The following is a 24,294-nucleotide window of genomic DNA, read 5'->3' as shown; positions in this document are numbered from 1 at the left end:
ATGAGTACATCGATACAGGCGCGTCTGAAACTGGCGCGTGACGACTTCACCCTGGACGTCGACCTGAACCTGCCCGGGCGCGGCATCAGCGCCCTGTTCGGCCATTCCGGCTCGGGCAAGACCTCGTGCCTGCGTTGCCTGGCCGGCCTGGAGCGGGCCGCCAGCGCCTACATCGAGGTCAATGGCGAGGTCTGGGAAGACAGCGCGCGCGGGCACTTCATCCCGCCACACCAGCGGCCAGTAGGGTACGTGTTCCAGGAGGCCAGCCTGTTCCCGCACCTGTCGGTGCGCGGCAACCTCGAGTTCGGCTGGCGCCGCATCGCCCCCGAGGCGCGCAAGATCAGCCAGGAGCAGGCCTGCCAACTGCTGGGCATCGGCCACCTGCTGGCACGCAAGCCGGCGACCCTGTCCGGTGGCGAGGCGCAGCGGGTCGGTATCGCCCGAGCCCTGCTCAGCAGCCCACGGCTGCTGCTGATGGACGAACCCCTGGCCGCGCTGGACAGCGCGCGCAAGCGGGAAATCCTGCCGTACCTGGAACGCCTGCACGACGAACTGGACATTCCGCTGATCTACGTCAGCCATGCCCAGGACGAAGTGGCGCGCCTGGCCGACCACCTGGTCCTGCTCGAACAGGGCAAGGCCGTGGCCAGCGGGCCGATCGGCCAGACCCTGGCGCGCCTCGACCTGCCGCTGGCCCAGGGCGAGGATGCCGGCGTGGTGCTCGAAGGCGTGGTGGTAGGTCACGATCCGCATTACCAGCTGTTCGAGCTACGCCTGCCCGGCAGTGACGGCCAGCGCTTGCGCATCGCCCACCCGGGGCTGCACATGGGCAGCACCCTGCGGCTCAAGGTCCAGGCCCGGGATGTCAGCCTGGCACTGACCGCCGACAGCGCCTCGAGCATCCTCAATCGCCTGCCGGTGCGAGTCCGCGAATGCCGCCCGGCGGACAACCCCGCCCATGTGCTGGTCAGCCTGGACGCCGCCGGCAACGCCCTGCTGGCGCGCATCACCCGCTATTCGGCGGATCAGCTCGCGGTGCAGCCGGGCCAGACCCTCTGGGCGCAGATCAAGTCGGTAGCGCTGCTGGGCTGAGCAATGACGCAACCGGCGCTGTCCATTGCAGCAAGAGTGCCCTTCATGGACCGCCCCCATGCCCGACTGCCCGCTCCCTGCCGCCCTGCACTACGTCGATGACAGCCAGCCCGGCTTGACCCGGCGGCGCTGGCGCGATCGCTTTCATTATTTCGACGCAAGCAACCAGCGTGTCCGCGATGCCGACACACTGGCGCGCATCGCAGCCCTGGTGATCCCGCCGGCCTACACCGATGTGTGGATCTGTGCCGATCCACAGGGCCACCTGCAGGCCACCGGCCGGGATGCCCGGGGGCGCAAGCAGTACCGCTACCACACGCAATGGCGCGAGCTGCGCGACCAGCACAAGTACGGGCGCATGCTGGCCTTCGCCGAAGCGCTGCCGAAGCTGCGCAAGCAACTGGATGCGCACCTGGCCTGCCCGGGGCTGGGCCGGGAGAAGGTCATGGCGCTGGTGATCAGCCTGCTCGACAGTACGCTGATCCGCATCGGCAACCGCCAATACCTGCGCGCCAATCGCTCCTACGGACTGACCACGCTCAACACCCGCCATGTGCAGGTCAAGGGTAGCCAAATTCGCTTTCAGTTCCGTGGCAAGCGCGGAGTCGAGCACAACGTCACCCTGACCGACCGGCGCCTGGCCGGGCTGGTCAAGCGCTGCATGGAATTGCCCGGCCAAGCCTTGTTCCAGTACCTGGACGAACAGGGCCAGCGCCATGGCATCGGCTCGACCGAGGTCAACCAGTTTCTCCAGCAACTGACCGGCGCCGACTTCACCGCCAAGGACTACCGCACCTGGGCCGGCAGCAGCCTTGCCCTGAGCCTGCTGCGGCCACTGGCCTGGGAACCTGACAGCGAGGCCAGGCGCCAGGTCGCCGACACCGTCCGCCAGGTGGCGGCGCGACTGGGCAACACGCCAGCGGTGTGCCGACGCTGCTACATCCACCCTGCCGTACTCGAACACTTCCAACTCGGACGCCTGGCGGACCTGCCCCGCGCGCGGGCACGCAAGGGCCTGGAACTCGAGGAAGTGTCACTGCTGCGCTTTCTCCAGGCGCTTGCGCGCCAAAACGATCATTGACCCCAACTATTTAGTTCATCGAGCAGAGAAATTTCCCATATGGACCCAAGCACCCTATCCTTGCCACTGAGCACCTTGGCCAGCGGAATGCGTAGCACCCCCACTGGCACCTGCAACTAAAGATCGATAACAGAATTTGTCTGTCGGGGAATTACTATCCGCCGAAAGCGTCTTTAATGAGAAGGAAGAGGGACAGGCTCCCACCGCAGACCATCAGGCTCGGCGGTTTTCTACATCACCAAGGAGAAATACATGCTGATACTCACACGCAAGGTTGGCGAAAGCATCGTCATCGACGATGACATCAAAGTCACCATTCTGGGCGTCAAGGGGATGCAGGTGAGGATCGGTATCGATGCACCGAAGGATGTCCAGGTGCACCGTGAAGAGATCTACAAGCGGATCCAGGCCGGCAGCCCGGCGCCGGAAAAAAGCAACGACGAGTAACCCCAAGCCAACCGCATCATGCCGCAAGGATGCGCCTGATCGATTGCCCGCCCATGCGGGGAGCCTCTTGCGAACCTCAGGCGCCAAGCAGTTCGCGTACCGTGGCGATCATTCGGTCCATGTCGAAGGGTTTGTCGAACACCGCCGCGAACCTTCCGGGGCAGGCCCGGCCCTGGCTGGCCTGGGCACCGCTCATGAGGATCACCGGCAGGTCCGTCAGCAGCAGTTCGTCACGAATCGCATTCAACAGTTCCTCGCCATTGAGCACCGGCATCATGTAGTCGGTGATCACCAGGTCCACGCGCTTTTCTCTCAAGGCCTCCAGCGCCTTGCGCCCATTGCTGGCCTTTTCCACCAGGTAACCCTCATCCTCCAGAGCGAATCCCAGGATATCGGCGATCAGGTACTCGTCGTCGACGATCAGGATGCTGCTCATCCCATCAGCGGTCTCCTGGCGATGTCGCCGAGCCACTGAGCACGCCGCTGGCGCCATCGAATGCCCGCGCCAGGTTGATGCCTGTCGGCCCCAGATTCAATGCCTGCAAGGCCGGATCGTGGTCGCTGTCACGCACCTTGATGATCGACAGGGCGCGATGCAGTTGTGCGTCGAGCTCGGCGAAGCGCATGAGGATCAGGTTGTCGACGATGCTCGACAGGTCCGGAGCCGGCGCAGTGATCTCCGCACCGAAGATGTCGCGCATCTCCCAGGTCAGCAGCACCGTGACGCCACGGGCACGCAGCTCGCCGGTCAGCGCGCGGAAGAACGCATTCAGGCGGGCGGGCTCTAGCGCCAAACGGCCGAAGGCGCCCAGGCTGTCGATCACCACGCGTCGCGCGCCCAATGCCTCGACCTGCGCCAGCAGGCGCGCGCCGAGTTGATCCAGCAGGCCTTCGGTGGTCGGCTGCCAACTCAGTTGCACCGCCCCCTCGCGCTCCAGCGCAGGCAAGTCGTAGCCCAGAGCGGACGCTTTCAGGCGCAGTCGCGCCGGCGTCTCGTAAAATCCAAAATGCAGACCCGGTGCGGCCCTCGTCGAGGCGGCGAGAAACGCGATGCCCAAAGCCGTCTTGCCCACGCCGGATGGCCCCATCAGCAAGCTCACCGAGGCTTCGGCCAGCCCGCCACCGAGCATGCCGTCCAGGTCGGCGACCCCGGTGGCGACCCGCGCCAGGGTTTGCGCACCCTGCTGGCTGGGGCGGCTGTAGAGCGCTTCAAGGCGCGGATAGACCTGCAACCCCGACTCATCGATCTGGCATTCGTGGCGACCAGACAGCGCGCCGCTGCCGCGGGTCTTGCGCAACTGGACATGCCGCACCGCGGTACTGCCGACCAGGTGTTCGCCCAGCTCTATCACGCCGTCGACCATGGTGTGCTCGGGACTGCCCTCCTCAAGCCGGGCACTGGTCAGCAGCAGCACCGTGCAACCGGCGAACGCCGCATGCCCCTGCAGCTCGGAGACGAACTTCTTGGTATCCAGGCTGGTTTCCGCCCGTGAGCGGGCGTTGAGCAGGCCATCGACGACCAGCAAGGTGGCCTGCTGCCGCGCAATCTCTTGACGCAACAGCCTGACTACCGCATCCAGGCCATCCTGCTCGAGGGTATCGAAGGCGCTGACGAACTGGATGCTGTCACCGACCAGCGCCGGGTCGAAGAAGCTCAGCGTCGACAGGTACTGGAACAAGCGCTCATGAGACTCGCTGAGCAGGGTCGCCACCAGCACCCGGCCACCGTCGCGCACATGGTTGCAGGCCAGCTGGTTGGCGAGGATGGTCTTGCCCGAGCCCGGGTGGCCCTGGACGATGTAGGACGCACCGACCACCAGCCCGCCCTTGAGCAGCGCATCAAGCCCTTCGATGCCGGTGGCCAGTCGCTTGAGTTGCTCTACCATGATGGTCTATCCGTCGCTCGATGGGGTATCGTCGCCCATTCGGGCGGGTAGGTACAAGCTCATGCAGGTGCCTTCACCGGGGCGGCTGGACACGCTGATCGCGCCATCACTCTGACGAGCGAAACCATAGGCCTGGCTCAGGCCGAGACCGGTGCCCTTGCCGAAGGCCTTGGTAGTGAAGAACGGCTCGAAGATGCGCGGCAACACCTGGGGGTCGATACCCTGCCCGTCATCACGCACATCGAAGCGCACGAAGCGCCCATGCAGCCCCTCCACCTCGCCGGCCAGGCGGACGCTTTCGGCCGTCAGGTGGATCTGCCCCGTCGTCGCGATCGCATCGCGGGCATTGAACACCAGGTTGAGCAGGACCATCTGCAACTGCCCGGCGTCCACCTCGATCAGCGGCAGGTCCGGCTGCACCTGCAGCAGCAGTTCGATGTCCCTGGGCAACGCGTGCTCCGCCAGCCCGCGAGTGGTGTCGATCACCTGGGCTGGCGCGATGCTGGTGACATTCAGTTGCCGATGCCGGGCAAAACTGAGCAGTTGCTGGGTAAGTTGGGTACCGCGCTGCCCGGCGTCGAGAATATGCTCGAGCAGGCGCCGCACGCGTGCCGGATCCTGGTTGCCAGAGGCCAGCCGGGCAGAACTGATGATGATCGTCAGCAGGTTGTTGAAATCGTGGGCCAGGCCTCCGGTCAGTTGTCCCAAGGCTTCGAGCTTCTGCGCCTGGAACAACTGCGCGCGCATGGCGTCCAATTGCAGCGCGGACTCGCGGCGATCGGTGATGTCGCGGGTGACCTTGGCCAGGCCGATGACCTCGCCATGCTCATCACGGATCACATCCAGCGCCGCCAGCGCCCAGAACTGCGTGCCATCCTTGCGCACGCGCCAGCCCTCGTCCTGCGCCTTGCCTTCTTCCAGGGCCTGGCGTAGCAGTTGTTGTGGGCGCCCTTCAGAACGGTCCTGATCGGTAAAGAACAACGAGAAATGCTGGCCGATCACCTCATCGGCACGATAACCCTTGATTCGCTGCGCACCCGCGTTCCACGACACCACATGGCCGGTCGGGTCGAGCATGTAGATGGCATAGTCCACCACGGCCTGGACCAATTGCTCGTAGCGCGCCTCGGGCATTACCGAATGAGTGGGGCGGTCTGTCGACACCATGCAAGCTCCACAAGCACCGCGAAAGGACATATTGAGCGTAGCCAAAGTCCCGCCGACACCGTCCTTCAGGCGACGATCGTCAGTGCTCACGCTCCACCACCGTCGGCACCAGACGGCGCGGCATCGCCACCTTCAACAGCCACAGTCCCAGTAACAGGATCGACACGCCGCCGCCCAATGCCAGGAAGCGTTGAGGTTCGGGGTGGTCCAGGTCGAGCCCTAGCATCAGCAGGTAGCCGCCCAGGCTCATGAAGCCGGCGTACAGGAATGCCGCCAGCAGGCAGACAAGCAGGAACAGCAGCCGCCAGAACAGCTTCGGCTGTACACGCCGTGCTGTCTCTGGATAGGAGGAACGCGATGACATGGCGACACGACCCGTTGGATCCAATGCCTGAACAGTGGCGTAATGGCGGCATGCTGTCAATTGGCCTATAGTGGGCCCCGCCCCGATCCCACGAGGACCCGACATGACTTCGAACTTTCGCATGCAAGGGCTGCAGGATGATCTGGTGCGCAACGCCAGCGAACTCGACGAACTGTGCCAGGCCCTGGATGGCCATGCCCGCTTCCTGCGTCACTCGGTTCACGAGGCCGATGCACAGGCCATGGACGGGCATGTCGATGCCCTGCGCCACTCGGCCTGCGACATGCGCGATATTGCCCGCAGCATCGAACCCTGAACCCCAGGGCCAGTTGACGCTTCTATAACAATGGGTTATAAAGCGCGCCTGATTGCCAGGCCCCGCCGCTATGCAGCGCGCCGGCCTATCGTGCGAGTGTGGTGGAATTGGTATACACAGCAGACTTAAAATCTGTCGGCGTGAGCCTTGCGGGTTCGAGTCCCGCCACTCGCACCATCTTCTGTCGATCAAGGCGCCCTTGCGGCGCCTTTTTCATGCCCGCCGGAAAACCGCCACACAACTGCTAGAGTGGAACTTGTCCCTGTCCACTGGAGCGCCGCCATGCGCTATAGCCTGCTCGACGGTCAACGCGACGTCATCCTGCTGCTCGCTCGCATCCTGCTGATGATCCTGTTCGTGCTCTCCGGCTGGAGCAAACTGAGCGGTTTCGAAGGCACGGTCGGCTACATGACCTCCCTGGGCGCGCCCGCGCCCATGCTGGCGGCGGCCGTCGCCGTGATCATGGAGCTGCTGGTCGGCATACTGCTGATCCTGGGCTTCTACACCCGCCCGCTGGCGTTGCTGTTCGCCCTGTTCGTGCTGGGTACCGCGCTGCTCGGGCACCCGTTCTGGAACATGGTCGAGCCCGAGCGCAGCGCCAACATGACCCAGTTCCTGAAGAACCTCGCCATCGTCGGTGGGTTGCTGCTGCTGGCCCTCACCGGCGCCGGGCGCTTCTCCCTCGACCGTCGCTGAGCGTGACGGCGGCGACATCAATCGTCGCAGTCGTCGTGCCAGGCCGGGTGGTCGTCCTCATCGTCGAAGTCGTCGAGTGACTCTTCATCCTCTTCGACTTCATCCAGCACCCCGTAAGCGTCGGCCTCAGGGTCGTAGTCTTCGTGGAATTCGGGATCGAGCAGGTGATCGTGCTCGGGTTCGGGCAGATCGTCTTCGTCGTGCATTGCAGGCTCCGGTAACAACGGCACGCCTGTATAGGCGCATCGGCGCGGGCGGTCAATGCTCGCGGCACTTAACCTCGGCTTAACCGACAAGGTGCAAGGTACAGGCTCTCCCTTCAAAAACGCACTTCGCCCGCCGCCCTGGCGGGCTTTTTTTGCCCGGACCTCCCTGGCTCACTGAACCCGACGCCTTTCAACTGCTCGCATAGGTGCAGGATCTTTTTATCCAGGAGGTTTCCGTATGGCCGTGAACATCGACACGCTGATCATCACCACACCGCTCGCCAAATCCGCTAGCGACCCTCTGGCCCTAGAGGTCACCGGGGCACAGGCCCTGGCCACCCTGCCACAGGTGGTCAGACGCCTGGACAATGGCGCGGTACGCATGACCGCGCCGACCAAGGGCGCGTCGAGCAAGAGCACACATCGCACTCGCTGCGAGTGGAAGGAAGCCACCTATTGGGCCATGAACAGTGCCAACCGACATTTCAGCCACCAGCGCATGGTGCTCGAGCAGGTCAACTCGGCGCAGAAGGTGGTGATTGCACAGATGCATGTGAAAGACGACGACAGCCCGGCGATCAAGGTGTTCTGGAACAAGGGCAGGATCACCCTCGGCTTTCGCCGGGACTTCGATCAGGTGACGCCGATCAACAGCGAAGTCCTGGCCAATGTGCCCCTGCACACCCCCTTCGACATTACCCTGGAGGTTTCTGCAGCAGGGGCCGCGTTGGTTTCAGCCACCTGCAACGGCCGCACAGGCAGTACGGGGCTGCTGCAAATGGCCAAGACCTGGAACAGCCGCACCTTCAACTTCCACGGCGGAGTCTACAACCAGGTGGACTTCAGCGACCGCACAGCACCAGAGGATGCCTCGGTCTGTGTCATCAGCCAGCTCGAACTGCACCATCGATGATGAACAGACAACCAAGACGCGACTGCAGGGTCGCCCATTCATCTGAATGTAATATTTCGAGGCAAAGTGCCATCATGTCAGGTAGGATTCCACCGCCTCGCCCTGGATTGCGAGGTAATTCACTGAAATTCCAAGGAATCCGCAATGCCATTCGCTCGTCACCTGATCGCCGCCGCCCTTGTCGTCCTGACCACGGGGTGCGCCAGCGGCCTGAACTCCGTGCAGGAACAGGAGCTCGGCTACTACCGTGCGCAAAACCTCGAGGTCAGAGAAAAGAGCCCGGGCGCTGCTGCGGCACTCGGCCTGCTGCCAGGCGGCGGCTCGTTCTATGGCCGGGCCTATGGTTATGGCGTTGCCAACCTGCTGCTGTGGCCGCTCTCGATTCTCTGGGACCCGGTCAGTGGCTACAGCGCCGCCGAGTCGATCAACTACCAGGCCACCCGTGCCCATGTCTCGCGCATGAAGAAAAGCCAGATGGATACGCTCGACAACAAGCTGATCGCGGAAGAGATCGATCCGAGGCAGTACGCGATGGAGAAGCGCAAGATCGAGGAAAAATTCAGTAACGGTTACTGAGCCCCTTCCAGCATGACCTTCACGAAATTCTGACATCTGCGTAGGCAGACTGACCTGGCTTCGATACGTTCTGTTCAACCCGCCTCTTTAGGCGGGTTTTCTTTTTTGGGCGCTCCGATCACGAGAAAGCCACGGCAATTGACAACATTTTCACGTCTGCCGTGCCAAGGTAGTGACTCATCCGTGAAACACTTGGCCCGCCCTCCCCAGCGGGCCTTTTCTTTGCCTGCGCGCTAGTCGAAAGCACCGTTGAGTACTTCGTAGATCACCCCCGTGGCGACTGCCACCAGAATCAGGTCGACACCCGCCTGCATCCATTCGTAACCGTCATAACGCGGCAGTTGGCCCAGCAGCCGGCCATCGAGCTTCTTTGCAATGCCAGGGGGCAGAGGCTTGCCACGCGCCAGGTTCTTCTGGATACCCGGAGGAAGCGCTGGCCCAGGACTCCAGTAGTCACGGTGCCCCCCCAGGATACCGAGCACATCGCCACGGTCGATCACGGGGCCGCCATGACCACCATCGTGCTTGCCCGCCCCCGGGTTGCCATGGTTCTGCTGGGATTTCCCCTTGCCATTCCCCGGGTCGGCGAAGGATATGCAGGGCGCCAGTACCAGTGCGATGGATGTCAATGTGGCAATGACGGTGCGGTATTTGCTCATTGCTGTTTGCCTCTGCAGATTGGGGTCTGTGCAATCCTAGCCCACGACAACGACAAGAAGCTTTCTCATACCCCTACTTGAGCGATCAGGCATATCAACACCACGGCGGATGCGCACTCTCCCGTTGCGACTTGGTAAAGTGGCATACGGCCGGTATTGAAGGACCATAGGTCAAAGGAACGACATGCTGAAACTGCTCACCGACATCGCCTTTCTGTGCGCTGGACTGTTGGTACTGATCGCCCTCTTCTGGGCATGCACCTACGAGCGCAATCGCTGGCGCGCAGCCTTAGAGGCAGACTTCACGGCCAGGCTGGGCAGTTTGGATATCGACGGCTACGAACTGATGGTCGATAAAGTCACGCTACCAACCCCCCATAGAGCTGCCGATGTTTACCGGATCTTCCACGACCTGCAGGGCAACTATTTTCTTTACATCAAGAACGGCTATGCAGCAGGGGCACTCACGCCCTTGGCCAGGGAGCGTGCGCTGCAGGCCGCGAAAATGAGTGGATATCCCTGCAAAGGCCCGCAGGTCTAGAGGGCGCTGGCTTTCCTGCAAAATCCGGCAACACTTGCAGGCCACCCCGTTGATGAAACTCAATGGAATCGATGCTGTCCCATTGCCATCGGTTACTGCCGAGGCCGTCCGATAGCGCTCACAGGCGTGGCAAGGTCCACATCGCGAAGCGATCCTGAAACGGTCTCGATATCCCGGTTTACCGGCGCGCGCATCCCGCCTGTCGAGGATGCCGCCCCCCACTTTTCAAGGCTGAAAGAGCGAACCATGAAACAGAATATTCTCCTCGTTGCCGTCTGCGCCGCCCTGCTCCAGGCGTGCGCTCCGGCTTCCACTTCCCATGAAGGGACGCCTTCCATGCCTGCTACTGCCGCCTCTCCCGCAACCCAGCCCAAACTCTCGGCCTACTACTGGAACTTGGTCGCTGCCAACGATGCGTCGGGCAAGGCCATCGCCGCCATGGCGCCTGGCATCGAGGGCAAGCTGCGCCTGAACTTCGCCGAGCGTAACCTGAACATCAATGGCGGCTGCAACAACCAGTTCGGCGGCTATTCCTACAAGGACGGCGTATTGAAGGTGCAATCACTGGCCTCGACCCTGAAGGCCTGCGATAAGCCCCTGATGGAGTTGGACGCCCAGGTCGGGCGCCTGTTCAAGGGCGACCTGCGCACCACCTTCTCCGACGATGCCGGGGAGCCGGTGCTGCAACTGACCACCCAGGACGGTTCGGTGCTGAAATTCCAGGGTGAAGCCACCCCAGAGACCCGCTATGGCAGCAAGGGCGAGATCAAGTTCCTGGAAGTGGCCGCCAAGACCGTCAAGTGCAGCCACCCGCTGATCCCCAACTACCAGTGCCTGCAAGTGCGCGAGCGTCGCTATGACGACGCCGGCCTGCAACTGGCGACCCAGGACAGCTGGCACCCGCTGTACCAATCCATCGAAGGCTACGAGCACCGCGACGGCGTGCGCACCGTGCTGCGCGTGAAGCAATACGAATGGAAGAACCCGCCGGCCGACGCCTCGTCGCAGGTCTATGTGCTTGACCTGGTGGTCGAGCAGGACGCTTCGGGCAAGTAATTGCCTGTCGGTGCAGGCCGCTCTGCGGCGGCCTGCGCCTTAAGCCAACGGCGACCGTGAAACGGCTCAGGTGAGCGCCGCGTTGACCTGCGCACTGTCGACGTATTGCTCCATGCTGACAATTTTGCCGTTCGTCAAACGGTACAGATGGGCAAAGGTTGCGGTCATCGCTTTCCCGGTCTTGCGATAGGTCCCCGAGTAAACGCCAAAGGCGGCAACTCGGTCGTCCTCGGCCACATAGGTATGCACCTTGGCCTGGTAGCCATCCCATTCGGTGGCCAGGCGATGGAACACACCCTCCATGATCGCCTGGGGGCCGACATAGGTACCGGCATAAGGAAAGCCGGCCGCCTCGGTCCAGGTCACGTCCGCAGCCAACGCCGCCAGCAGATTCTGGCCATTCTGTTCGGCTGAGCCTTCGTACGAGGCTCGGATGATGTCCAGGTTGCCCTTGCTCATGATTTTACCCCCGCGTTCAGCTCGCGAATGAAGGCTCGTGGATCTGAAAAGATAGCGCTGGCAGGCAACAACTGCAGGGCATCGTCCGCTTGTTGCAGAACGAATGTCGGTACGCCTTGGCCGCCCACACGACGCAGCAAGGCACGCCCCTGCCCCACACGATCGTCGTTGACCTGCAGCAAGGCCGAATCCGGACGCGTCAGGCGCTCGGCGGCGGTATCCAAGCCCAGGTTTGCCAGGACAGCGGTCAACGTCTCCACTCGAGTCACGTCCAGGCCATCGACATAGCGCGCCGCCTGGATCGCCTTGAGCGCTTCGAACTCGCGCTCAGGCGCTGTCAGGTTCACTGCACTGAGCGCCAGGGTAGATGGGCCGCTGTCGAACGCCTGAAGACGGTCGGCGAGTACATGATCGCGATAGCGTTCACTGAAGACTTGCCCGGTCAGGCGTTCGATACGCTGGTCGTTGCTCCAGGCATAGGCCGCAAAGTCGTCATCCATGACGCGCGCACCGCTGCCGGAAAACAGCCCCGTCGGTACCAAGCGCAACGCAAGGCCAGTGGACTCGAGGACCTGAGGCAGCGGTCCAGCTGCGCCGTAGCACCAGCCGCACAGTGGATCGAAGAGGTAAACCAGAGTCCTGCTCATAGTAGATCGCCTTAAATGGAATGCCTCAAATCCTACCGCGCAGGCATTGACATTTAAATACATACGAAATAAACACACCGTATGCTATAGCCATACATTGAGGATCTATCAATGACCGGCGCTTCCAGCCTGAACAGGCTTGCGTACTTCACCGCAGTGGTCGAGACCGGCTCCTTCACCGCCGCTGCCGAACGCCTCGGCATCACCAAGGCCGTGGTCAGTCAGCAGGTAGCGCGGCTGGAAAGCGACTGCCGCACCACACTGCTGGTGCGCAGCACGCGAAAAGTCCGCACCACCGAGGCAGGCCAACAGTTCTACCACCGCTGTGCTCTGATCCTCAAAGAGGCGGAAGAGGCTTTCGAAGAATTGTCCGAGGCCGCCAGTGAGCCGACGGGCACCCTACGCCTGACCGCCCCTTTCGATTACGGCATCGGTGTCGTGGTGCCGGCCATCACCGCATTCTCGCAGCGATATCCGCAGTGCAAGGTCGAGGCCCATTTCAGCGACCAAACCCTGGATCTGGGCGCCAACGATCTGGACCTTTCCATTCGCGTTGGCTGGATTACCGAGCAACATCTGCAGGCCCGACGAATCGGCCAGTTTGCGCAACGATTGGTGGCCGCCCCTCAGTGGCAAGCGCGGGTAGACAAACTGCAGACCCCAGCGGAGCTGGCCGAGTTGCCGATCGTGGCGAACCTGGCGCTGCGAGAACCAACCCGCTGGGTATTTGCCAAGGACACCTCACAGCGCGAAACGGTTGAGATGAGAGCCAGCCTGTCGCTCAACGCCACCTTGGCAGTGCGCGAAGCCACGCTGCTCGGGGCCGGGCTATCGGTCCTTCCGGACTATGTGGCGGAACCTGACCTGCAAGCAGACCGGCTGATCGAGGTGCTGCCGCAATGGTCGCTACCCCGAGGCGAGATCCATGCAGTCTTTCCAACGGCTCGCTTTCGACCGGTCAAGGTGCGGGCGTTTGTCGAGCTTCTGGCAAGCCGCCTGGCTCAATGAGACGGCACTGACCATCAGGTGAGCGCACGCCCGCACAGCCGCAGACAGTGCTACGCTCCGAGGATCATGGCCATCCAAGGGAATGAAGATGAGCTTCGACTGGCACGCTGGGCCGATCACCCGCACCACCCCGCTGGACAGGCACTACCGGAATACGCAGAAGGTCCGACAGTTCCTGGTTAATGAATGTGGCGAGGCCTTCAAGCTCGACCGCGCCTTCATGGCCTGGATCAAGAGCGCTGCGCCTGCCACCATGGGGGACGTCGCGGATGAGTGGCTGCGCAGACGCGGCTGATCAAGGCGGTTCGCTGTCCAACGTTGGCCGCCCTTGCTACCACCCAAGACCACTACCCAGTAGCTGCCTTCAGGATTGGCCCTTTTTAGCGTGGAACGGCGCGAAGGTCATACCGAAGAACCAGCCGCCAATCATTGCCAGCCAGATCGATTTGTATCCCTCTACGTTGTAGCCGCACCAATAGTTGATCGCCGTAATCACAACGAAAATCGAGAAAAACTGCTTGCGGGAGTACCTGCTCAGGTAACGGGTGGCGGCTGCGTCCAGCTCTTTGAGCTTCTTCATTGCGTTTCATCCTTGAATAACCAGTAGAAGATCACCGCGGATTTACTGGTGGTCACACACTTTCCTTAGTGTCCCACGATTTGTCCCAGATAGTGGGACGACGAATAATTCGCAGGCATTAAAAAACCCCGCAGACCTGCGGTCTGCGGGGTTTCGAATAGTGGAGGCCGAGGTCGGAATCGAACCGGCGTAGACGGATTTGCAATCCGGAGCATAACCACTTTGCTACTCGGCCTCAAAGTCGGAGCCAGCTTTCGCTATCCCCTTGAAACCGCTGGGCTTTTTCAAGTCAGCTGCGTTTCGATGGACGCCATTATGTCGGCATTCGATGGACCTTGCAACCCCCTTGAAGAAAAAAATCTTCAAGGGGTTCAAGGTGTTAGCGCAGACGCCCTAGTTTGCTCCACAAGCCTACCAGGGTGTTCTCCACCGCCCCACTGGCGGCCACGCCGATGCGCTCCTGCAGGCTCTTGCGCTCGGCGAAGCGCAGGTGGAACACATTGGCCTCGCGGGCGCTGCGGCTCAGGTACTCGTCACTGGTGCCCAGCTCATCGACCAACTGGCGATTGAGCGCGGCGATGCCGAGCCAGACCTCGCCGGTCGCCACTTCGTCTATATGAAGCTGCGGACGGTAGCGGGCAACGAAGTCCTTGAACAGCTGGTGGGTAATGTCCAGGTCTTCCTGGAACTTCTCCCGGCCCTTGTCGGTATTCTCGCCGAACACGGTCAGGGTGCGTTTGTACTCACCGGCGGTGAGCACTTCGAAATCGATGTCGTGCTTCTTCAGCAGCCGGTTGACGTTGGGCATCTGCGCCACCACGCCGATCGAGCCCAGCACCGCGAACGGTGCACTGACGATCTTCTCGCCGATGCAGGCCATCATGTAGCCGCCGCTGGCGGCGACTTTGTCGATGCAGATGGTCAGCGGGATGCCGGCCTCGCGGATACGCGCCAGCTGCGAGGAAGCCAGACCGTAGCTGTGCACCATACCGCCGCCGCTCTCCAGACGCAGCACCACCTCGTCACGCGGGGTGGCCAGTGTCAGCAGCGCGGTGATCTCGTTGCGCAGGCTCTCGGTGGCCGAGGCCTTGATGTCACCGTCGAAGTCGAGGACGAACACCCGGCGCTTGTCCTCGGGCTTTTTCTTCTGCTGTTTTTCCGCCTTGGCCTGCTGCTTGCGCAGGGCCTTGAGCTGGGTCTTGTCGAGCAGGCCCGATTCCAGGCGCTCGCGCAGCTCCTTGTAGAACTCGTTGAGACGGGTGACCTGCAACTGCCCGCCCGGCTTGCGCCGCCCTTTGCCACGCAGGCCGGCGATGGCCGACAGCACCACCAGGATGGCGATCACCAGGGTGGCGGTTTTGGCGAGAAAGCTTGCGTATTCGGCAAGAAACTCCACATTGACTCCTTGATAAACCAGCGCCGCAACGGCGCGAACTGGATGCAAGCATACCGGGGCGCCAGAGCCGCTGCCAGCCGGTGAAAATGCTGGCAACACAGTTCAAACGACCTTTTCAAACGCTTGTATGTTTTTTCGTTGACAGCCCGCCTGGGGCAACCTAACCTCGCAACAACCTCCAACCGGGCCGGACTTCAACGTGGGCAATCTCTACCTGATCCGACATGGCCAAGCCTCCTTCGGTGCCGCTGACTACGACGTGCTCTCGCCGGTCGGTGAGCGTCAGAGCCGGGCACTGGGCGAGCACCTCGCTCAGCTGGGCGTGCGCCTGGACCGTTGCCTGGCCGGCACCCTGCGTCGCCAGCAGGACACCGCCCGCCTGGCCCTCGACGCGCTGCAGGCACATGGCGAGGCAGTCCCGACCATTGAGACCGACGCGGCCTTCAACGAGTTCGACGCCGACGGCGTGATCCGTGCCCTGCTCCCTGCCCTGCTGCCCGAAGAGCCCGAGGCCCTGCATGTACTGCGCAATGGCGCCCAGCACCGCGGCGAGTTCCAACGTCTGTTCGCCCTGATGGTGCAGCGCTGGCACGACGGCGAGCATGCCCACGATGAACACCTGGAAACCTGGCAGGCCTTCACCGGCCGGGTCGGCGATGGTCTGCGACGGCTGCTCGACAGCGCCGCCAGCGGCGACAACATCGCCCTGTTCACCTCCGGCGGCACCATCGCTGCCCTGCTTCACCTGGTGAGCGGAATCACGCCGGCTCAGGCGTTCACCCTGAACTGGCAGATCATCAACACGTCGCTCAGCCACCTGAAATTCCGGGGCCGCGACGTCACCCTGGCTTCCTTCAACAGCCAAGCCCATGTGCGGCTGTTGCGGTTGCCGGAGCTCGTCACCTACCGATGAGCCCGGTCTGTTGTGTCCTTGCGGACGCGAATATCACTTAACAAGGAATACACCATGAGCGATGTAGCTAAAGCCGTCGAGGCGATGAAGGCAAAATTCAACCCATCCGCTGCCGCCGGCCTGGACCTGGTGTTCGGCTTCAACATCACCGATGAAGACAAGCACTACGCCCTGCTGGTCAAGGATGGCACCTGCGAGATCCAGGAAGGCGAGAATGCCGACGCCAACTGCACCCTGGTGATGGACAGCGAGACCCTCAAGGGCATCGTCAGCGGTGAAACCGACGGCATGCAAGCCTTCATGGGTGGCAAGCTGCGCGTCGAAGGCGACATGATGCTGTCGATGAAGCTCAGCGAGCTGTTCCCATCCTGATCGGCGCGGCGAATCGCCAATGAAAAACCGAAGCCTGACGGGCTTCGGTTTTTTTTCGCCCGCCGCTAGGCCCATCCATCAGGGCGATTGATCGTCCGGCAACACCCAGGCCAATAAATGTCTGGCACGCTTGTACCAGCTTTGACGGGAAATTAGATTAGCCAATAGTCCTTGCTACCGATCATAAGGAAATCGCATGACGCTCACCGACCAGTCCACCCAGGCACGCCCCGGCGAAGAACTCGACGCGGCCGTCATCGATCCGTACCTGAAGGATCACATTCCCGACCTCGACGGCACGCCGAGCATCAGCCAGTTCCCCGGCGGCGCCTCCAACCTGACCTACCTGGTCAGCTACCCGGATCGTGAATTCGTGCTGCGTCGCCCACCGTTCGGTCACAAGGCCAAGTCGGCCCACGACATGGGCCGTGAGTTTCGCATCCTCAACCAGCTCAACGCCGGCTTCCCCTATTGCCCCAAGGCCTACGTGCACTGCACCAACGAATCGCTGATCGGCGGCGAGTTCTATGTAATGGAACGGGTCAACGGCATCATCCTGCGTTCGGACATCCCTGCCGAACTGGACCTTGATGCTGGCCGCACCGAAGCCTTGTGCAAGAGCTTCATCGATCGCCTGGTCGAGCTGCACCAGGTCGACTACCAGGCCTGCGGCCTGGCTGACCTGGGCAAGCCGGAAGGGTATGTGCAGCGCCAGATCGAAGGCTGGGCCAGCCGCTATGAAAAAGCCCTGACGCCCGACGCGCCGCGCTGGGAGCAGGTGATCGCCTGGCTGCGCGAGAAGATGCCCACCGACCATCCGCGCCCGGGCATCGTGCACAACGACTACCGCTTCGACAACGTCATCCTCGACAGCGCCAATCCGATGCGCATCATCGGCGTGCTGGACTGGGAGATGGCCACCATCGGCGACCCGCTGATGGACCTGGGCAACAGCCTGGCCTACTGGATCGAGGCGGGCGACCCGGCGCCGGTGCAACTGATGCGCCGCCAGCCGAGCAACGCCCCCGGCATGCTCACTCGCCAGCAGTTCGTCGACTATTACGCCGAGCGCGCCGGCATCCGCATCGACAACTTCGACTTCTATTATTGCTACGGCCTGTTCCGCCTGGCCGGCATCGTCCAGCAGATCTACTACCGCTTCTTCCACGGCCAGACCCAGGACAAGCGCTTCGCCCAGTTCATCCACATGAACCGGCTGCTGGAGCAGATGAGCCTGCAACTGATCGGCAAATCCAGCCTGTAACTTCGGCAGACAACAAGGAATATGCGCATGTCCAAGACCCACCTGTTCGACCTCGACGGCAAGATCGCCTTCGTTTCCGGCGCCAGCCGCGGCATCGGCGAAGCCATCGCCCACCTGCTGGCCCAGCAAGGTGCCCATGTGATCGTTTCCAGCCGCAAGCTCGACGGCTGCCAGCAGGTGGCCGAGGCGATCGTCGCCGCCGGCGGCAAGGCCACCGCGATGGCCTGTCACATTGGCGAGATGGAGCAGATCCAGCAGGTGTTCGCCGCCATCCGCGAACAGTTCGGCCGCCTCGACATCCTGGTCAACAACGCCGCCACCAACCCGCAGTTCTGCAACGTCCTGGACACCGACCTGGGGGCGTTCCAGAAGACCGTCGACGTCAATATCCGCGGTTACTTCTTCATGTCGGTGGAAGCCGGCAAGCTGATGCGCGAGCACGGCGGCGGCAGCATTATCAACGTGGCCTCGATCAATGGCGTCTCGCCCGGATTGTTCCAGGGCATCTACTCGGTGACCAAGGCGGCGGTGATCAACATGACCAAGGTCTTCGCCAAGGAGTGCGCGCAGTTCGGCATCCGCTGCAACGCCCTGCTGCCGGGGCTGACCGACACCAAGTTCGCCTCGGCGCTGGTGAAGAACGACAGCATCCGCAACGCCGCGCTGCAGCAGATCCCGCTCAAGCGCGTGGCCGACCCGAGCGAGATGGCAGGCGCGGTGCTGTACCTGGCCAGTGATGCCTCCAGCTATACCACCGGCACCGCGCTCAATGTCGACGGTGGATTCCTGTCCTGATCCGGATTCATGCACGCTCCTAAGGGGTGGTGACGCATACCATAGGTCCGAGCGCCTACCCCTTCACCGCCTGCAGCGTATAGCTCAGCGGCAACCGCCACGGCGCCTCGTTCAGGCGCCACTCGCCGTCATCGCCCAGCGTCATCTGCCCCGGCAGCGCTTCCCAGGGAATGCTCTGGTGCTCTTCCAGGCCGGTAATGCGCAGGCCATTGTTCAGCAACGCGGTGATCACCTCGCCCAGGCCATGGTTCCACTCATGAGTTTCGGTCTGAGTCAGCGCCTGGTCGGTCTCGACGTAGGTCTCGTCGCTGTGCCACACCGTCGGCGCCTCGCGCTCGAAGTACGGATACTCCAGTTGCAGGCGGTCCTGATGGTCCTCGTTCACGGCCATCAGCATCGGGTGGCCGTCGCGCAGGAACAGCCGCCCGCCCGGCTTGAGCAAAGCCGCCACGGTCTGCGCCCAGCGCTCGATGCACGGCAGCCAGCACAGCGCGCCGATGCCGGTGTAGACCAGGTCGAATGCCTCAGCAGGCAGTACCTGCGCGGCCTGATAGACGTCCGATTCGACATACCCGATGCCCGCACCACAGCGCTCGGCCAGTTGGCGCGCCTGAGCCAGGGAGGCCGCGGAGAAGTCCAGGCCGCAGACCTCGGCGCCCAGGCGCGCCAGCGACAGGGTGTCGGTACCGATATGGCATTGCAGGTGCACGGCGCGCAGGCCGTGGATATCGCCCAGACGCGGCAGGTCGAAACGCACCACCTCGGACAGATGCCCGGGCTCGGCGACGAAGCGCTCGACTTCGTAGTCCCCGGAGGCGGCGTGCAGGGGCGCGCGCTCGTCCCAGCTGGCGCGGTTGAGTTCCAGTGATCGGCTCATTGCGGTGCTTCCCTGTCCTGAGTGAGTCAGGCGCCACGTTAACCGGCCCCGACATGCCCGGCAACCACCCCGTCAACCTCAAGTTGACAGCTCGGGTATACTGCCCCCTTCGTGCCCGCCCAAGGATCCAGCGCCCATGACCGAAAACAGCTTCGCCTTTCGCCTCAAGGAACTGCTCGAACACCACAAGCTGACCCTGCAAGCCGTGGGCACGGCGCTGGGAATCTCGCGCACCGCGGTGCACAAGTGGACCCGCGGCGGCGAGATCGACTACGACAACCTGCGCCGCCTGGCCGACCTGCTCAAGGTCAACTGGATCTGGCTGCGCTACGGCGAGGAGGCCCTGCACAGCGTGCAGCAGGCCGAGGTGGTCGAGCTGCCGATGACCGACGTGCGCCGCCGCTACACCGCCGAGATCATGGAAAGCGAGACGCGCATGAAGCTGGCCCAGGAGGGCGCGCGCATCGTCACCTGGGAATGGAACCTGGTCACCGACGAAGTGACCTACTCGCCCAACGTCGAGGCGGTGTATGGCTGGCCGTTGCGTCGTAACGAGGACTTCTGGGAACACATCCATGTCGATGACGCCCAACACATGCAGGGCATGTATGCCCAGGCGGTGGCCGACGGCACCGGCTGCGAATGCGATTTTCGCATCACCCGCCCCGACGGCGGCCAGCGCTGGATCGCCTCGCGCGCCACGGTATTGCGCGACAGTGGCGGGCGCCCGGTGAAAATGGTCGGCATCAGCATGGATAACACCGAGCGCAAGGTGGCCGAAGAGGAGCTGCGCCAGAGCGAAGCGCGTTTTCGCACCATCTTCGAACTGGCCTGGGGCGCGCTGGCCTACATCGACCCAGATGGCAGCTGGCAGCGGGTCAACGGCAGTTTTTGCGAGCTGCTGGGGTACAGTGAAGACGAACTGTACGGCACGACCTTCCAGCAGATCACCCACCCCGACGACCTGCCGGACAACCTGGCGCTACTGAGGCGCATGCTGGCCGGCGAGATCGACCGTTACGAGGTGCAGAAACGCGTGCGCCACAAGGACGGGCACTATATCTGGGTGCGGGCGCGCACCTCGCTGGAACGCCGAGCAGATGGGCAACCGCAGCATCTGATCAGCGTGTTCGAGGACATCAGCACTGATCGCTAGCCGTTGAAGCGGTCCGCACCGCAACCTGGGCAACGCCTCCAGGCCACGGTCGACAATCAGCGTTGGACGCCGTGCTGGATGACGATCGAGTCAGTGCCCAGCTTGGCCATCACTTCGGCCTTGCGCGCATCGGCATCGGCCTTGGCCGGGAACGGCCCCATCAGCACCACCGGCTTGCCCTCGCGGTATTCGACCCAGGACGGAATGCCCTTCTCGATCAGGCGCGCGGTCATGTCGGTCAGGGCGCCCATGTTCGGCCCCTGGATCACCTCCACGTCCCAGCCCTCCGGCGCCGGCTGGTCGGCCAGGGCCTCGGCGCGACGCTGCAGGTCGGCGCCCCCGCAGACTTCACGAATGCGCAGGTTGTTGCCGGTCTCGTCGATGAGGATTTCGTATTGCCCATCATGCTTGATCGCCACGTAGCTGCGATACGCTTCGTACTGCCCGGCGTCGTCCTTGCCACGCACCTGGCCGCAGATAGAGCCCTGGGTGTCGAAGCGCACGTTGGCGAACTTGGCCGTCTTGGGGTTGTTCAGGTGTTCGGCCACCTGCTTGTGTACGCCTTCGACCTCGTTGTTACAGCCCGCCAGGGCCAACACCGCCATTACCACCGCCAGTTTGCGCACGCCTGTACCTCCAGATTCGAAGGGGCGGATTCTAACATGAGCGGACAGCTCGGCCGCAGGGATGAGGCGAAGGTGGAAGGTTGCAGCGTATGTCGGCAACGGTGGAACGGCACAAAGCAAAAAGGGCGATCCTTACGGATCGCCCTCTTCAGGTTTGGTAGGCACAATTGGACTCGAACCAACGACCCCCACCATGTCAAGGTGGTGCTCTAACCAACTGAGCTATGTGCCTGTCGTGTGGGGCGCATATTAGTCATCGATCGTGCGTCTGTAAAGCGGTTTTTTCAAAAAAATCAAAAACTTTGCGAATCAGCTTAACGCGACCTCTGCTTGGACGCGCAGTGCCCAGGCCCAAGACCCTCTACAACAATCCTGCTCGCCAGCACACACTCAGTGCTGCTCCCCCGCACGCCTGAGCAGCTTCCTGCAACGCTCCGACAAGTGCACCACCCGCAACTGCTTACCTGCCTTGGCATACCGCTCGCGCAAGGTCTTCAGCGCCGCCACCGCAGAATAATCGACAAAGCTCAGGTGCTGGCAGTCCAGGGTGACCCTGGCCGGATCATTGGCCGGATCGAACTGGTTGAGAAACGGCGTGGTCGAGGCGAAGAACAGCGTGCCATGGACCTGGTAATGCTTGCTGCCCTCGCCGTCCACATGACTGTCGGCATACAACTCCCGCGCATGCTGCCAGGCGAAGTTGATCGCGGCGATGACGATGCCGAACAGTACCGCCGTGGCCAGGTCAGTGAACACCGTGACCACGGTCACGGCGATAATCGCCAGCACATCACTTACCGGCACCTTGTGCAGCACCCGCAGGGAGGCCCAGGCGAAGGTCTGCTGGGCCACCACGAACATCACCCCCACCAGCGCCGCCAGCGGAATGCGCTCGATCAGCGGCGACAGGAACAGGATGAACAGCAGGATCATCACCCCGGCCACCACGCCCGACAGGCGCCCACGGCCATTGGAACTGAGGTTGATCACGGTCTGGCCGATCATCGCGCAGCCGCCCATGCCACCGCACAGGCCCGAGACCATGTTGGCCGCGCCCAGCGCCACACACTCGCGGTCCGGATAGCCGCGGCTCTCGGTGATCTCGTCGGTGAGGTTGAGGGTCAGCAGGGTTTCCAGCAGGCCGACCATGGCCATCAGCACTGCATAGGGAGCAATGATCTTGAGGGTTTCCAGGTTCCATGGCACCTGCGGCAAGGCCAGGATCGGCAGGCCGCCGGCGATGTGCGCCATGTCGCCGAGGGTACGGGTCGGCAGGCCGAGCAGATAGACCAGCAGACCGACACCGAGGATCGCGACCAACGCCGGTGGCACCGCACGAGTCAGCTTTGGCAGGACGTAGACCACCAGCATGGTCAGCGCCACCAAGCCGATCATCAGGTACAGCGGCGTCCCGCCAAGCCAGTGCTCGCCGTCCTTGAAGTGCTCCAGCTGGGCCAGGGCGATGACGATGGCCAGGCCGTTGACGAAGCCGAGCATCACCGGGTAAGGCACCAGTCGCACCAGCTTGCCCAGGCGCAGCGCGCCGAACAGGATCATCACCACACCGCCGAGCAGCACCGTGGCCAGCAGATACTGGGCGCCGTGCTGCACCACCAGGGCGACGATCACCACCGCCATGGAGCCGGCGGCGCCGGAGATCATGCCGGGACGACCGCCGAACAAGGCGGTCAGGGTGCAGATAATGAAGGCACCATACAGCCCCATGAGCGGGTTGAGGTGTGCCACCAGGGCAAAGGCGATGCACTCCGGCACCAAGGCGAACGAAGTGGTGAGGCCGGCGAGCAGGTCGGCGCGTAGTCGGGCGGGTTTCATGGAGGTCCTGTAGACAACCTCAAGCTCCCACGCTGTGGAGACTTGAGTAATGAGCCTGAAAATCGAGGGCGCGATGTTACGGATTTTGTCTGACAGCAGCCACCGCCAATCCGCACGGCAAGTTGCACGCAAATTTGCCATCATGTCCATTCCACCCGCGGAGATCATGGACATGCCGCTACGCCCCCTGCTCGCCTCCCTGCTGCTGGCCGCCAGCCTCACCGCCCAGGCCGCCACCGAGGTCATCCCCCTGCAACACCGCAGCAGCGCCGAACTGCTGCCCGCCGCCCAGTCGTTCCTGGGCAAGGACGGCAGCGTCAGCACCTTCGAGGACAAGCTGATCGTCAACGCCAGCCAGGAACGCATCGACGATCTGCGCGCCCTGCTGCAACAGCTCGACACCGCGCCCAAGCGCCTGCTGATCAGCGTCGACAACAACGACAGCAACTTCCAGGACAACCACGGCAACGCCCGCGTGATCCGCTACGGCACAGCCAATCGCGAAGGCGGCATGCAGCAGGTGCAGGCCAGCGACGGGCAGCCGGCACTGATCCAGGTGGGCCAGAGCATTCCCGTCACCAGCACCGAAACCGATGGTTACGGGCGCCTCCAGAGCAACACCGAATACCGCAATGTCACCCAAGGCTTCTACGTCACGCCACGCCTGAGCGGCGACACGGTTCGTCTGCAAATCAGCACCAATAATGATCGAATGAGTCAGGAACGTGCCGATGTAGTGAAAGTTCAAAGCACCGACACGACCGTCACCGGCAAGCTCGGCGAGTGGATCACCCTGGCCGGGTTCAACCAGCAGAGCCAATCCGAACGCAGCGCTTCAAGCCTCAGTTACAGCACTCAGCGCGGTGAAAACATGACTCTGCGCGTCAAAGTCGACCTTCTCGACTGAACCCAGGCAATTCAAGGCCTCGACCAAAGGCCTTGAAACTGACCGCCAAGTCGCATTAGACCAAAGATGTAGTAAGCAGAAAAAAGCACTACAAAACATTTGACAGGCTCTTTTCGCCAAGGGCATGATGGCCTCGCTCCCGCTAATCAGAGGCCCTGGCAAGGGTCTTCGAGGTGCGCTCCTCCCACCGTGGAGGCACCTCGTGTCCATACGGCCCACAAGGCGGTTCGACGGGATTGCGACTGCAACGAAGAAGTTGTCCCGAGGGACGGAAGCGCATCACCGCAGTTCTGGCAATCGCGTCGCACCGCAGCAAGGCAACCACGAGCCGACCTGCAGGGCACACCTTCGCCTGGCCGCACACCCCTTCCCCCTTCGAGCCTTCTGCGTTCGCCGCCGCACGCCCCCGGACAGGACAGCCGCCTGGCTTCTGATCCGCGTATCCGAGCATCAGCACAATT

At 62.7% G+C, this 24,294-nt stretch carries 30 protein-coding genes and 3 tRNA genes; 18 read left to right on the top strand and 15 right to left on the bottom strand.

The window, feature by feature from the left end; translation table 11 throughout:
* From modC to csrA, 3 genes are all read left to right on the top strand, one after another.
* Positions 1 to 1,092, top strand: coding sequence for a molybdenum ABC transporter ATP-binding protein (gene modC / locus AC25MA_RS19510; RefSeq protein WP_028692433.1), 1,092 nt, complete (start codon positions 1 to 3; stop codon positions 1,090 to 1,092).
* Positions 1,093 to 1,150: 58 nt separating this feature from the next.
* Positions 1,151 to 2,173, top strand: coding sequence for a DNA topoisomerase IB (locus AC25MA_RS19505; protein ID WP_028692434.1), 1,023 nt, complete (start codon positions 1,151 to 1,153; stop codon positions 2,171 to 2,173).
* A gap of 252 nt (positions 2,174 to 2,425) precedes the next feature.
* Positions 2,426 to 2,620, top strand: a complete 195-nt coding sequence (csrA, locus tag AC25MA_RS19500) for a carbon storage regulator CsrA (RefSeq protein ID WP_023628788.1) — start codon at positions 2,426 to 2,428, stop codon at positions 2,618 to 2,620.
* Positions 2,621 to 2,696: 76 nt separating this feature from the next.
* Here csrA and AC25MA_RS19495 read toward each other — a convergent pair whose 3' ends face one another.
* The 4 genes from AC25MA_RS19495 to AC25MA_RS19480 form a co-directional block, all read right to left on the bottom strand.
* Positions 2,697 to 3,056: a response regulator gene (locus AC25MA_RS19495; RefSeq protein ID WP_028692435.1), complete on the bottom strand. Its 360-nt coding sequence runs from the start codon at positions 3,054 to 3,056 to the stop codon at positions 2,697 to 2,699.
* 4 nt (positions 3,057 to 3,060) lie between these two features.
* Positions 3,061 to 4,506, bottom strand: coding sequence for an ATPase domain-containing protein (locus AC25MA_RS19490; protein WP_062361172.1), 1,446 nt, complete (start codon positions 4,504 to 4,506; stop codon positions 3,061 to 3,063).
* Positions 4,507 to 4,512: 6 nt separating this feature from the next.
* A complete protein-coding gene (locus AC25MA_RS19485) occupies positions 4,513 to 5,673 on the bottom strand; it encodes a two-component system sensor histidine kinase NtrB (protein ID WP_036986660.1) in 1,161 nt (386 codons plus the stop codon).
* Between the two features lie 79 nt (positions 5,674 to 5,752).
* Positions 5,753 to 6,037 carry a hypothetical protein gene (locus tag AC25MA_RS19480; protein ID WP_028692437.1) on the bottom strand — a complete coding sequence of 95 codons (285 nt, stop codon included), beginning with the start codon at positions 6,035 to 6,037 and terminating at the stop codon, positions 5,753 to 5,755.
* A gap of 103 nt (positions 6,038 to 6,140) precedes the next feature.
* Here AC25MA_RS19480 and AC25MA_RS19475 point away from each other — a divergent pair, with 103 nt between their 5' ends.
* The 3 genes from AC25MA_RS19475 to AC25MA_RS19465 all read left to right on the top strand — a co-directional run bounded on the left by AC25MA_RS19475 (position 6,141) and on the right by AC25MA_RS19465 (position 7,049).
* Positions 6,141 to 6,353: a hypothetical protein gene (locus AC25MA_RS19475; protein WP_036986661.1), complete on the top strand. Its 213-nt coding sequence runs from the start codon at positions 6,141 to 6,143 to the stop codon at positions 6,351 to 6,353.
* Positions 6,354 to 6,445: 92 nt separating this feature from the next.
* Positions 6,446 to 6,530 (top strand) — tRNA-Leu (locus AC25MA_RS19470).
* Positions 6,531 to 6,635: 105 nt separating this feature from the next.
* Positions 6,636 to 7,049: a DoxX family protein gene (locus AC25MA_RS19465; protein ID WP_028692439.1), complete on the top strand. Its 414-nt coding sequence runs from the start codon at positions 6,636 to 6,638 to the stop codon at positions 7,047 to 7,049.
* 17 nt (positions 7,050 to 7,066) lie between these two features.
* Here the strand turns inward: AC25MA_RS19465 and AC25MA_RS19460 are convergent, their stop codons facing one another.
* Positions 7,067 to 7,255 carry a hypothetical protein gene (locus tag AC25MA_RS19460; protein ID WP_263155744.1) on the bottom strand — a complete coding sequence of 63 codons (189 nt, stop codon included), beginning with the start codon at positions 7,253 to 7,255 and terminating at the stop codon, positions 7,067 to 7,069.
* A gap of 238 nt (positions 7,256 to 7,493) precedes the next feature.
* Here AC25MA_RS19460 and AC25MA_RS19455 point away from each other — a divergent pair, with 238 nt between their 5' ends.
* Positions 7,494 to 8,168: a polysaccharide lyase family 7 protein gene (locus AC25MA_RS19455; RefSeq protein WP_062361168.1), complete on the top strand. Its 675-nt coding sequence runs from the start codon at positions 7,494 to 7,496 to the stop codon at positions 8,166 to 8,168.
* Positions 8,169 to 8,312: 144 nt separating this feature from the next.
* Complete coding sequence (locus tag AC25MA_RS19450) at positions 8,313 to 8,744, top strand: hypothetical protein (protein WP_062361166.1); 432 nt, start codon at positions 8,313 to 8,315, stop codon at positions 8,742 to 8,744.
* A gap of 233 nt (positions 8,745 to 8,977) precedes the next feature.
* On the opposite strand, the gene AC25MA_RS19445 is transcribed toward AC25MA_RS19450, so the two are convergent.
* On the bottom strand, positions 8,978 to 9,403 hold the full coding sequence (locus tag AC25MA_RS19445) for an anti-virulence regulator CigR family protein (RefSeq protein WP_028692443.1): 426 nt from the start codon (positions 9,401 to 9,403) through the stop codon (positions 8,978 to 8,980).
* 184 nt (positions 9,404 to 9,587) lie between these two features.
* Between AC25MA_RS19445 and AC25MA_RS19440 the strand changes: the two genes are divergently transcribed.
* Both AC25MA_RS19440 and AC25MA_RS19435 read left to right on the top strand, forming a co-directional pair.
* Positions 9,588 to 9,944 (top strand): hypothetical protein, encoded by a 357-nt coding sequence (locus AC25MA_RS19440; RefSeq protein ID WP_028692444.1) that lies wholly within the window; start codon positions 9,588 to 9,590, stop codon positions 9,942 to 9,944.
* 336 nt (positions 9,945 to 10,280) lie between these two features.
* The gene (locus AC25MA_RS19435; RefSeq protein ID WP_230962652.1) at positions 10,281 to 11,000 is read left to right on the top strand and encodes an META and DUF4377 domain-containing protein; all 720 of its coding nucleotides are present in this window, start codon (positions 10,281 to 10,283) and stop codon (positions 10,998 to 11,000) included.
* A 66-nt stretch (positions 11,001 to 11,066) separates the two neighbouring features.
* Here the strand turns inward: AC25MA_RS19435 and AC25MA_RS19430 are convergent, their stop codons facing one another.
* Positions 11,067 to 11,459, bottom strand: a complete 393-nt coding sequence (locus tag AC25MA_RS19430; protein WP_028692446.1) for a nuclear transport factor 2 family protein — start codon at positions 11,457 to 11,459, stop codon at positions 11,067 to 11,069.
* Positions 11,456 to 12,106: a DsbA family protein gene (locus AC25MA_RS19425; protein WP_028692447.1), complete on the bottom strand. Its 651-nt coding sequence runs from the start codon at positions 12,104 to 12,106 to the stop codon at positions 11,456 to 11,458. Before AC25MA_RS19425 ends, AC25MA_RS19430 begins: the two co-directional genes overlap by 4 nt.
* 111 nt (positions 12,107 to 12,217) lie before the next feature.
* On the opposite strand from AC25MA_RS19425, the gene AC25MA_RS19420 reads away from it, so the two are divergent.
* Positions 12,218 to 13,114, top strand: coding sequence for a LysR family transcriptional regulator (locus tag AC25MA_RS19420; protein WP_486972320.1), 897 nt, complete (start codon positions 12,218 to 12,220; stop codon positions 13,112 to 13,114).
* Positions 13,115 to 13,202: 88 nt separating this feature from the next.
* Complete coding sequence (locus AC25MA_RS19415; protein WP_062361201.1) at positions 13,203 to 13,409, top strand: DUF6434 domain-containing protein; 207 nt, start codon at positions 13,203 to 13,205, stop codon at positions 13,407 to 13,409.
* Between the two features lie 69 nt (positions 13,410 to 13,478).
* Here AC25MA_RS19415 and AC25MA_RS19410 read toward each other — a convergent pair whose 3' ends face one another.
* The 3 genes from AC25MA_RS19410 to sohB all read right to left on the bottom strand — a co-directional run bounded on the left by AC25MA_RS19410 (position 13,479) and on the right by sohB (position 15,090).
* Positions 13,479 to 13,694, bottom strand: coding sequence for a hypothetical protein (locus AC25MA_RS19410; protein WP_486972319.1), 216 nt, complete (start codon positions 13,692 to 13,694; stop codon positions 13,479 to 13,481).
* Positions 13,695 to 13,855: 161 nt separating this feature from the next.
* Positions 13,856 to 13,929, bottom strand: a tRNA-Cys gene (locus AC25MA_RS19405).
* Between the two features lie 144 nt (positions 13,930 to 14,073).
* Entirely contained in the window at positions 14,074 to 15,090 is a 1,017-nt protein-coding gene (sohB, locus tag AC25MA_RS19400; protein ID WP_028692451.1) for a protease SohB, read from the bottom strand.
* Between the two features lie 199 nt (positions 15,091 to 15,289).
* Here sohB and AC25MA_RS19395 point away from each other — a divergent pair, with 199 nt between their 5' ends.
* From AC25MA_RS19395 to AC25MA_RS19380, 4 genes are all read left to right on the top strand, one after another.
* A complete protein-coding gene (locus tag AC25MA_RS19395) occupies positions 15,290 to 16,003 on the top strand; it encodes a histidine phosphatase family protein (protein ID WP_062361157.1) in 714 nt (237 codons plus the stop codon).
* Positions 16,004 to 16,057: 54 nt separating this feature from the next.
* Positions 16,058 to 16,375, top strand: a complete 318-nt coding sequence (locus AC25MA_RS19390; RefSeq protein WP_028692453.1) for an SCP2 sterol-binding domain-containing protein — start codon at positions 16,058 to 16,060, stop codon at positions 16,373 to 16,375.
* Between the two features lie 196 nt (positions 16,376 to 16,571).
* Positions 16,572 to 17,639 carry a phosphotransferase family protein gene (locus AC25MA_RS19385; RefSeq protein WP_197866916.1) on the top strand — a complete coding sequence of 356 codons (1,068 nt, stop codon included), beginning with the start codon at positions 16,572 to 16,574 and terminating at the stop codon, positions 17,637 to 17,639.
* Positions 17,640 to 17,666: 27 nt separating this feature from the next.
* A complete protein-coding gene (locus AC25MA_RS19380) occupies positions 17,667 to 18,434 on the top strand; it encodes an SDR family oxidoreductase (protein WP_028692455.1) in 768 nt (255 codons plus the stop codon).
* Between the two features lie 55 nt (positions 18,435 to 18,489).
* Here AC25MA_RS19380 and AC25MA_RS19375 read toward each other — a convergent pair whose 3' ends face one another.
* Positions 18,490 to 19,311: a class I SAM-dependent methyltransferase gene (locus AC25MA_RS19375; RefSeq protein ID WP_028692456.1), complete on the bottom strand. Its 822-nt coding sequence runs from the start codon at positions 19,309 to 19,311 to the stop codon at positions 18,490 to 18,492.
* A gap of 136 nt (positions 19,312 to 19,447) precedes the next feature.
* On the opposite strand from AC25MA_RS19375, the gene AC25MA_RS19370 reads away from it, so the two are divergent.
* Positions 19,448 to 20,467: a helix-turn-helix domain-containing protein gene (locus tag AC25MA_RS19370; protein ID WP_197866915.1), complete on the top strand. Its 1,020-nt coding sequence runs from the start codon at positions 19,448 to 19,450 to the stop codon at positions 20,465 to 20,467.
* A 56-nt stretch (positions 20,468 to 20,523) separates the two neighbouring features.
* Here the strand turns inward: AC25MA_RS19370 and AC25MA_RS19365 are convergent, their stop codons facing one another.
* The 3 genes from AC25MA_RS19365 to AC25MA_RS19355 form a co-directional block, all read right to left on the bottom strand.
* Positions 20,524 to 21,093, bottom strand: coding sequence for an SPOR domain-containing protein (locus tag AC25MA_RS19365; protein WP_028692457.1), 570 nt, complete (start codon positions 21,091 to 21,093; stop codon positions 20,524 to 20,526).
* 155 nt (positions 21,094 to 21,248) lie between these two features.
* Positions 21,249 to 21,325, bottom strand: a tRNA-Val gene (locus AC25MA_RS19360).
* Positions 21,326 to 21,483: 158 nt separating this feature from the next.
* Positions 21,484 to 22,926: a SulP family inorganic anion transporter gene (locus tag AC25MA_RS19355; protein ID WP_028692458.1), complete on the bottom strand. Its 1,443-nt coding sequence runs from the start codon at positions 22,924 to 22,926 to the stop codon at positions 21,484 to 21,486.
* A gap of 142 nt (positions 22,927 to 23,068) precedes the next feature.
* Here AC25MA_RS19355 and AC25MA_RS19350 point away from each other — a divergent pair, with 142 nt between their 5' ends.
* Positions 23,069 to 23,833, top strand: coding sequence for a secretin N-terminal domain-containing protein (locus AC25MA_RS19350; RefSeq protein ID WP_238348096.1), 765 nt, complete (start codon positions 23,069 to 23,071; stop codon positions 23,831 to 23,833).
* Positions 23,834 to 24,294: the final 461 nt, after the last annotated feature.

This window comes from Pseudomonas sp. P65(2024), from assembly GCF_057480955.1.
Note: the sequence above shows the minus strand (reverse complement) of the source record. Positions and strands in the feature narration are given on the sequence as shown.

Bases quoted from the DNA above. Each gene is read 5' to 3' on its own strand.
- modC (WP_028692433.1), top strand. From the start codon at position 1: ATGAGTACATCGATACAGGCGCGTCTGAAACTGGCGCGTGACGACTTC.
- AC25MA_RS19505 (WP_028692434.1), top strand. From the start codon at position 1,151: ATGCCCGACTGCCCGCTCCCTGCCGCCCTGCACTACGTCGATGACAGC.
- csrA (WP_023628788.1), top strand. From the start codon at position 2,426: ATGCTGATACTCACACGCAAGGTTGGCGAAAGCATCGTCATCGACGAT.
- AC25MA_RS19495 (WP_028692435.1), bottom strand. From the start codon at position 3,056: ATGAGCAGCATCCTGATCGTCGACGACGAGTACCTGATCGCCGATATC.
- AC25MA_RS19490 (WP_062361172.1), bottom strand. From the start codon at position 4,506: ATGGTAGAGCAACTCAAGCGACTGGCCACCGGCATCGAAGGGCTTGAT.
- AC25MA_RS19485 (WP_036986660.1), bottom strand. From the start codon at position 5,673: ATGGTGTCGACAGACCGCCCCACTCATTCGGTAATGCCCGAGGCGCGC.
- AC25MA_RS19480 (WP_028692437.1), bottom strand. From the start codon at position 6,037: ATGTCATCGCGTTCCTCCTATCCAGAGACAGCACGGCGTGTACAGCCG.
- AC25MA_RS19475 (WP_036986661.1), top strand. From the start codon at position 6,141: ATGACTTCGAACTTTCGCATGCAAGGGCTGCAGGATGATCTGGTGCGC.
- AC25MA_RS19465 (WP_028692439.1), top strand. From the start codon at position 6,636: ATGCGCTATAGCCTGCTCGACGGTCAACGCGACGTCATCCTGCTGCTC.
- AC25MA_RS19460 (WP_263155744.1), bottom strand. From the start codon at position 7,255: ATGCACGACGAAGACGATCTGCCCGAACCCGAGCACGATCACCTGCTC.
- AC25MA_RS19455 (WP_062361168.1), top strand. From the start codon at position 7,494: ATGGCCGTGAACATCGACACGCTGATCATCACCACACCGCTCGCCAAA.
- AC25MA_RS19450 (WP_062361166.1), top strand. From the start codon at position 8,313: ATGCCATTCGCTCGTCACCTGATCGCCGCCGCCCTTGTCGTCCTGACC.
- AC25MA_RS19445 (WP_028692443.1), bottom strand. From the start codon at position 9,403: ATGAGCAAATACCGCACCGTCATTGCCACATTGACATCCATCGCACTG.
- AC25MA_RS19440 (WP_028692444.1), top strand. From the start codon at position 9,588: ATGCTGAAACTGCTCACCGACATCGCCTTTCTGTGCGCTGGACTGTTG.
- AC25MA_RS19435 (WP_230962652.1), top strand. From the start codon at position 10,281: ATGCCTGCTACTGCCGCCTCTCCCGCAACCCAGCCCAAACTCTCGGCC.
- AC25MA_RS19430 (WP_028692446.1), bottom strand. From the start codon at position 11,459: ATGAGCAAGGGCAACCTGGACATCATCCGAGCCTCGTACGAAGGCTCA.
- AC25MA_RS19425 (WP_028692447.1), bottom strand. From the start codon at position 12,106: ATGAGCAGGACTCTGGTTTACCTCTTCGATCCACTGTGCGGCTGGTGC.
- AC25MA_RS19420 (WP_486972320.1), top strand. From the start codon at position 12,218: ATGACCGGCGCTTCCAGCCTGAACAGGCTTGCGTACTTCACCGCAGTG.
- AC25MA_RS19415 (WP_062361201.1), top strand. From the start codon at position 13,203: ATGAGCTTCGACTGGCACGCTGGGCCGATCACCCGCACCACCCCGCTG.
- AC25MA_RS19410 (WP_486972319.1), bottom strand. From the start codon at position 13,694: ATGAAGAAGCTCAAAGAGCTGGACGCAGCCGCCACCCGTTACCTGAGC.
- AC25MA_RS19390 (WP_028692453.1), top strand. From the start codon at position 16,058: ATGAGCGATGTAGCTAAAGCCGTCGAGGCGATGAAGGCAAAATTCAAC.
- AC25MA_RS19385 (WP_197866916.1), top strand. From the start codon at position 16,572: ATGACGCTCACCGACCAGTCCACCCAGGCACGCCCCGGCGAAGAACTC.
- AC25MA_RS19380 (WP_028692455.1), top strand. From the start codon at position 17,667: ATGTCCAAGACCCACCTGTTCGACCTCGACGGCAAGATCGCCTTCGTT.
- AC25MA_RS19375 (WP_028692456.1), bottom strand. From the start codon at position 19,311: ATGAGCCGATCACTGGAACTCAACCGCGCCAGCTGGGACGAGCGCGCG.
- AC25MA_RS19370 (WP_197866915.1), top strand. From the start codon at position 19,448: ATGACCGAAAACAGCTTCGCCTTTCGCCTCAAGGAACTGCTCGAACAC.
- AC25MA_RS19355 (WP_028692458.1), bottom strand. From the start codon at position 22,926: ATGAAACCCGCCCGACTACGCGCCGACCTGCTCGCCGGCCTCACCACT.
- AC25MA_RS19350 (WP_238348096.1), top strand. From the start codon at position 23,069: ATGTCCATTCCACCCGCGGAGATCATGGACATGCCGCTACGCCCCCTG.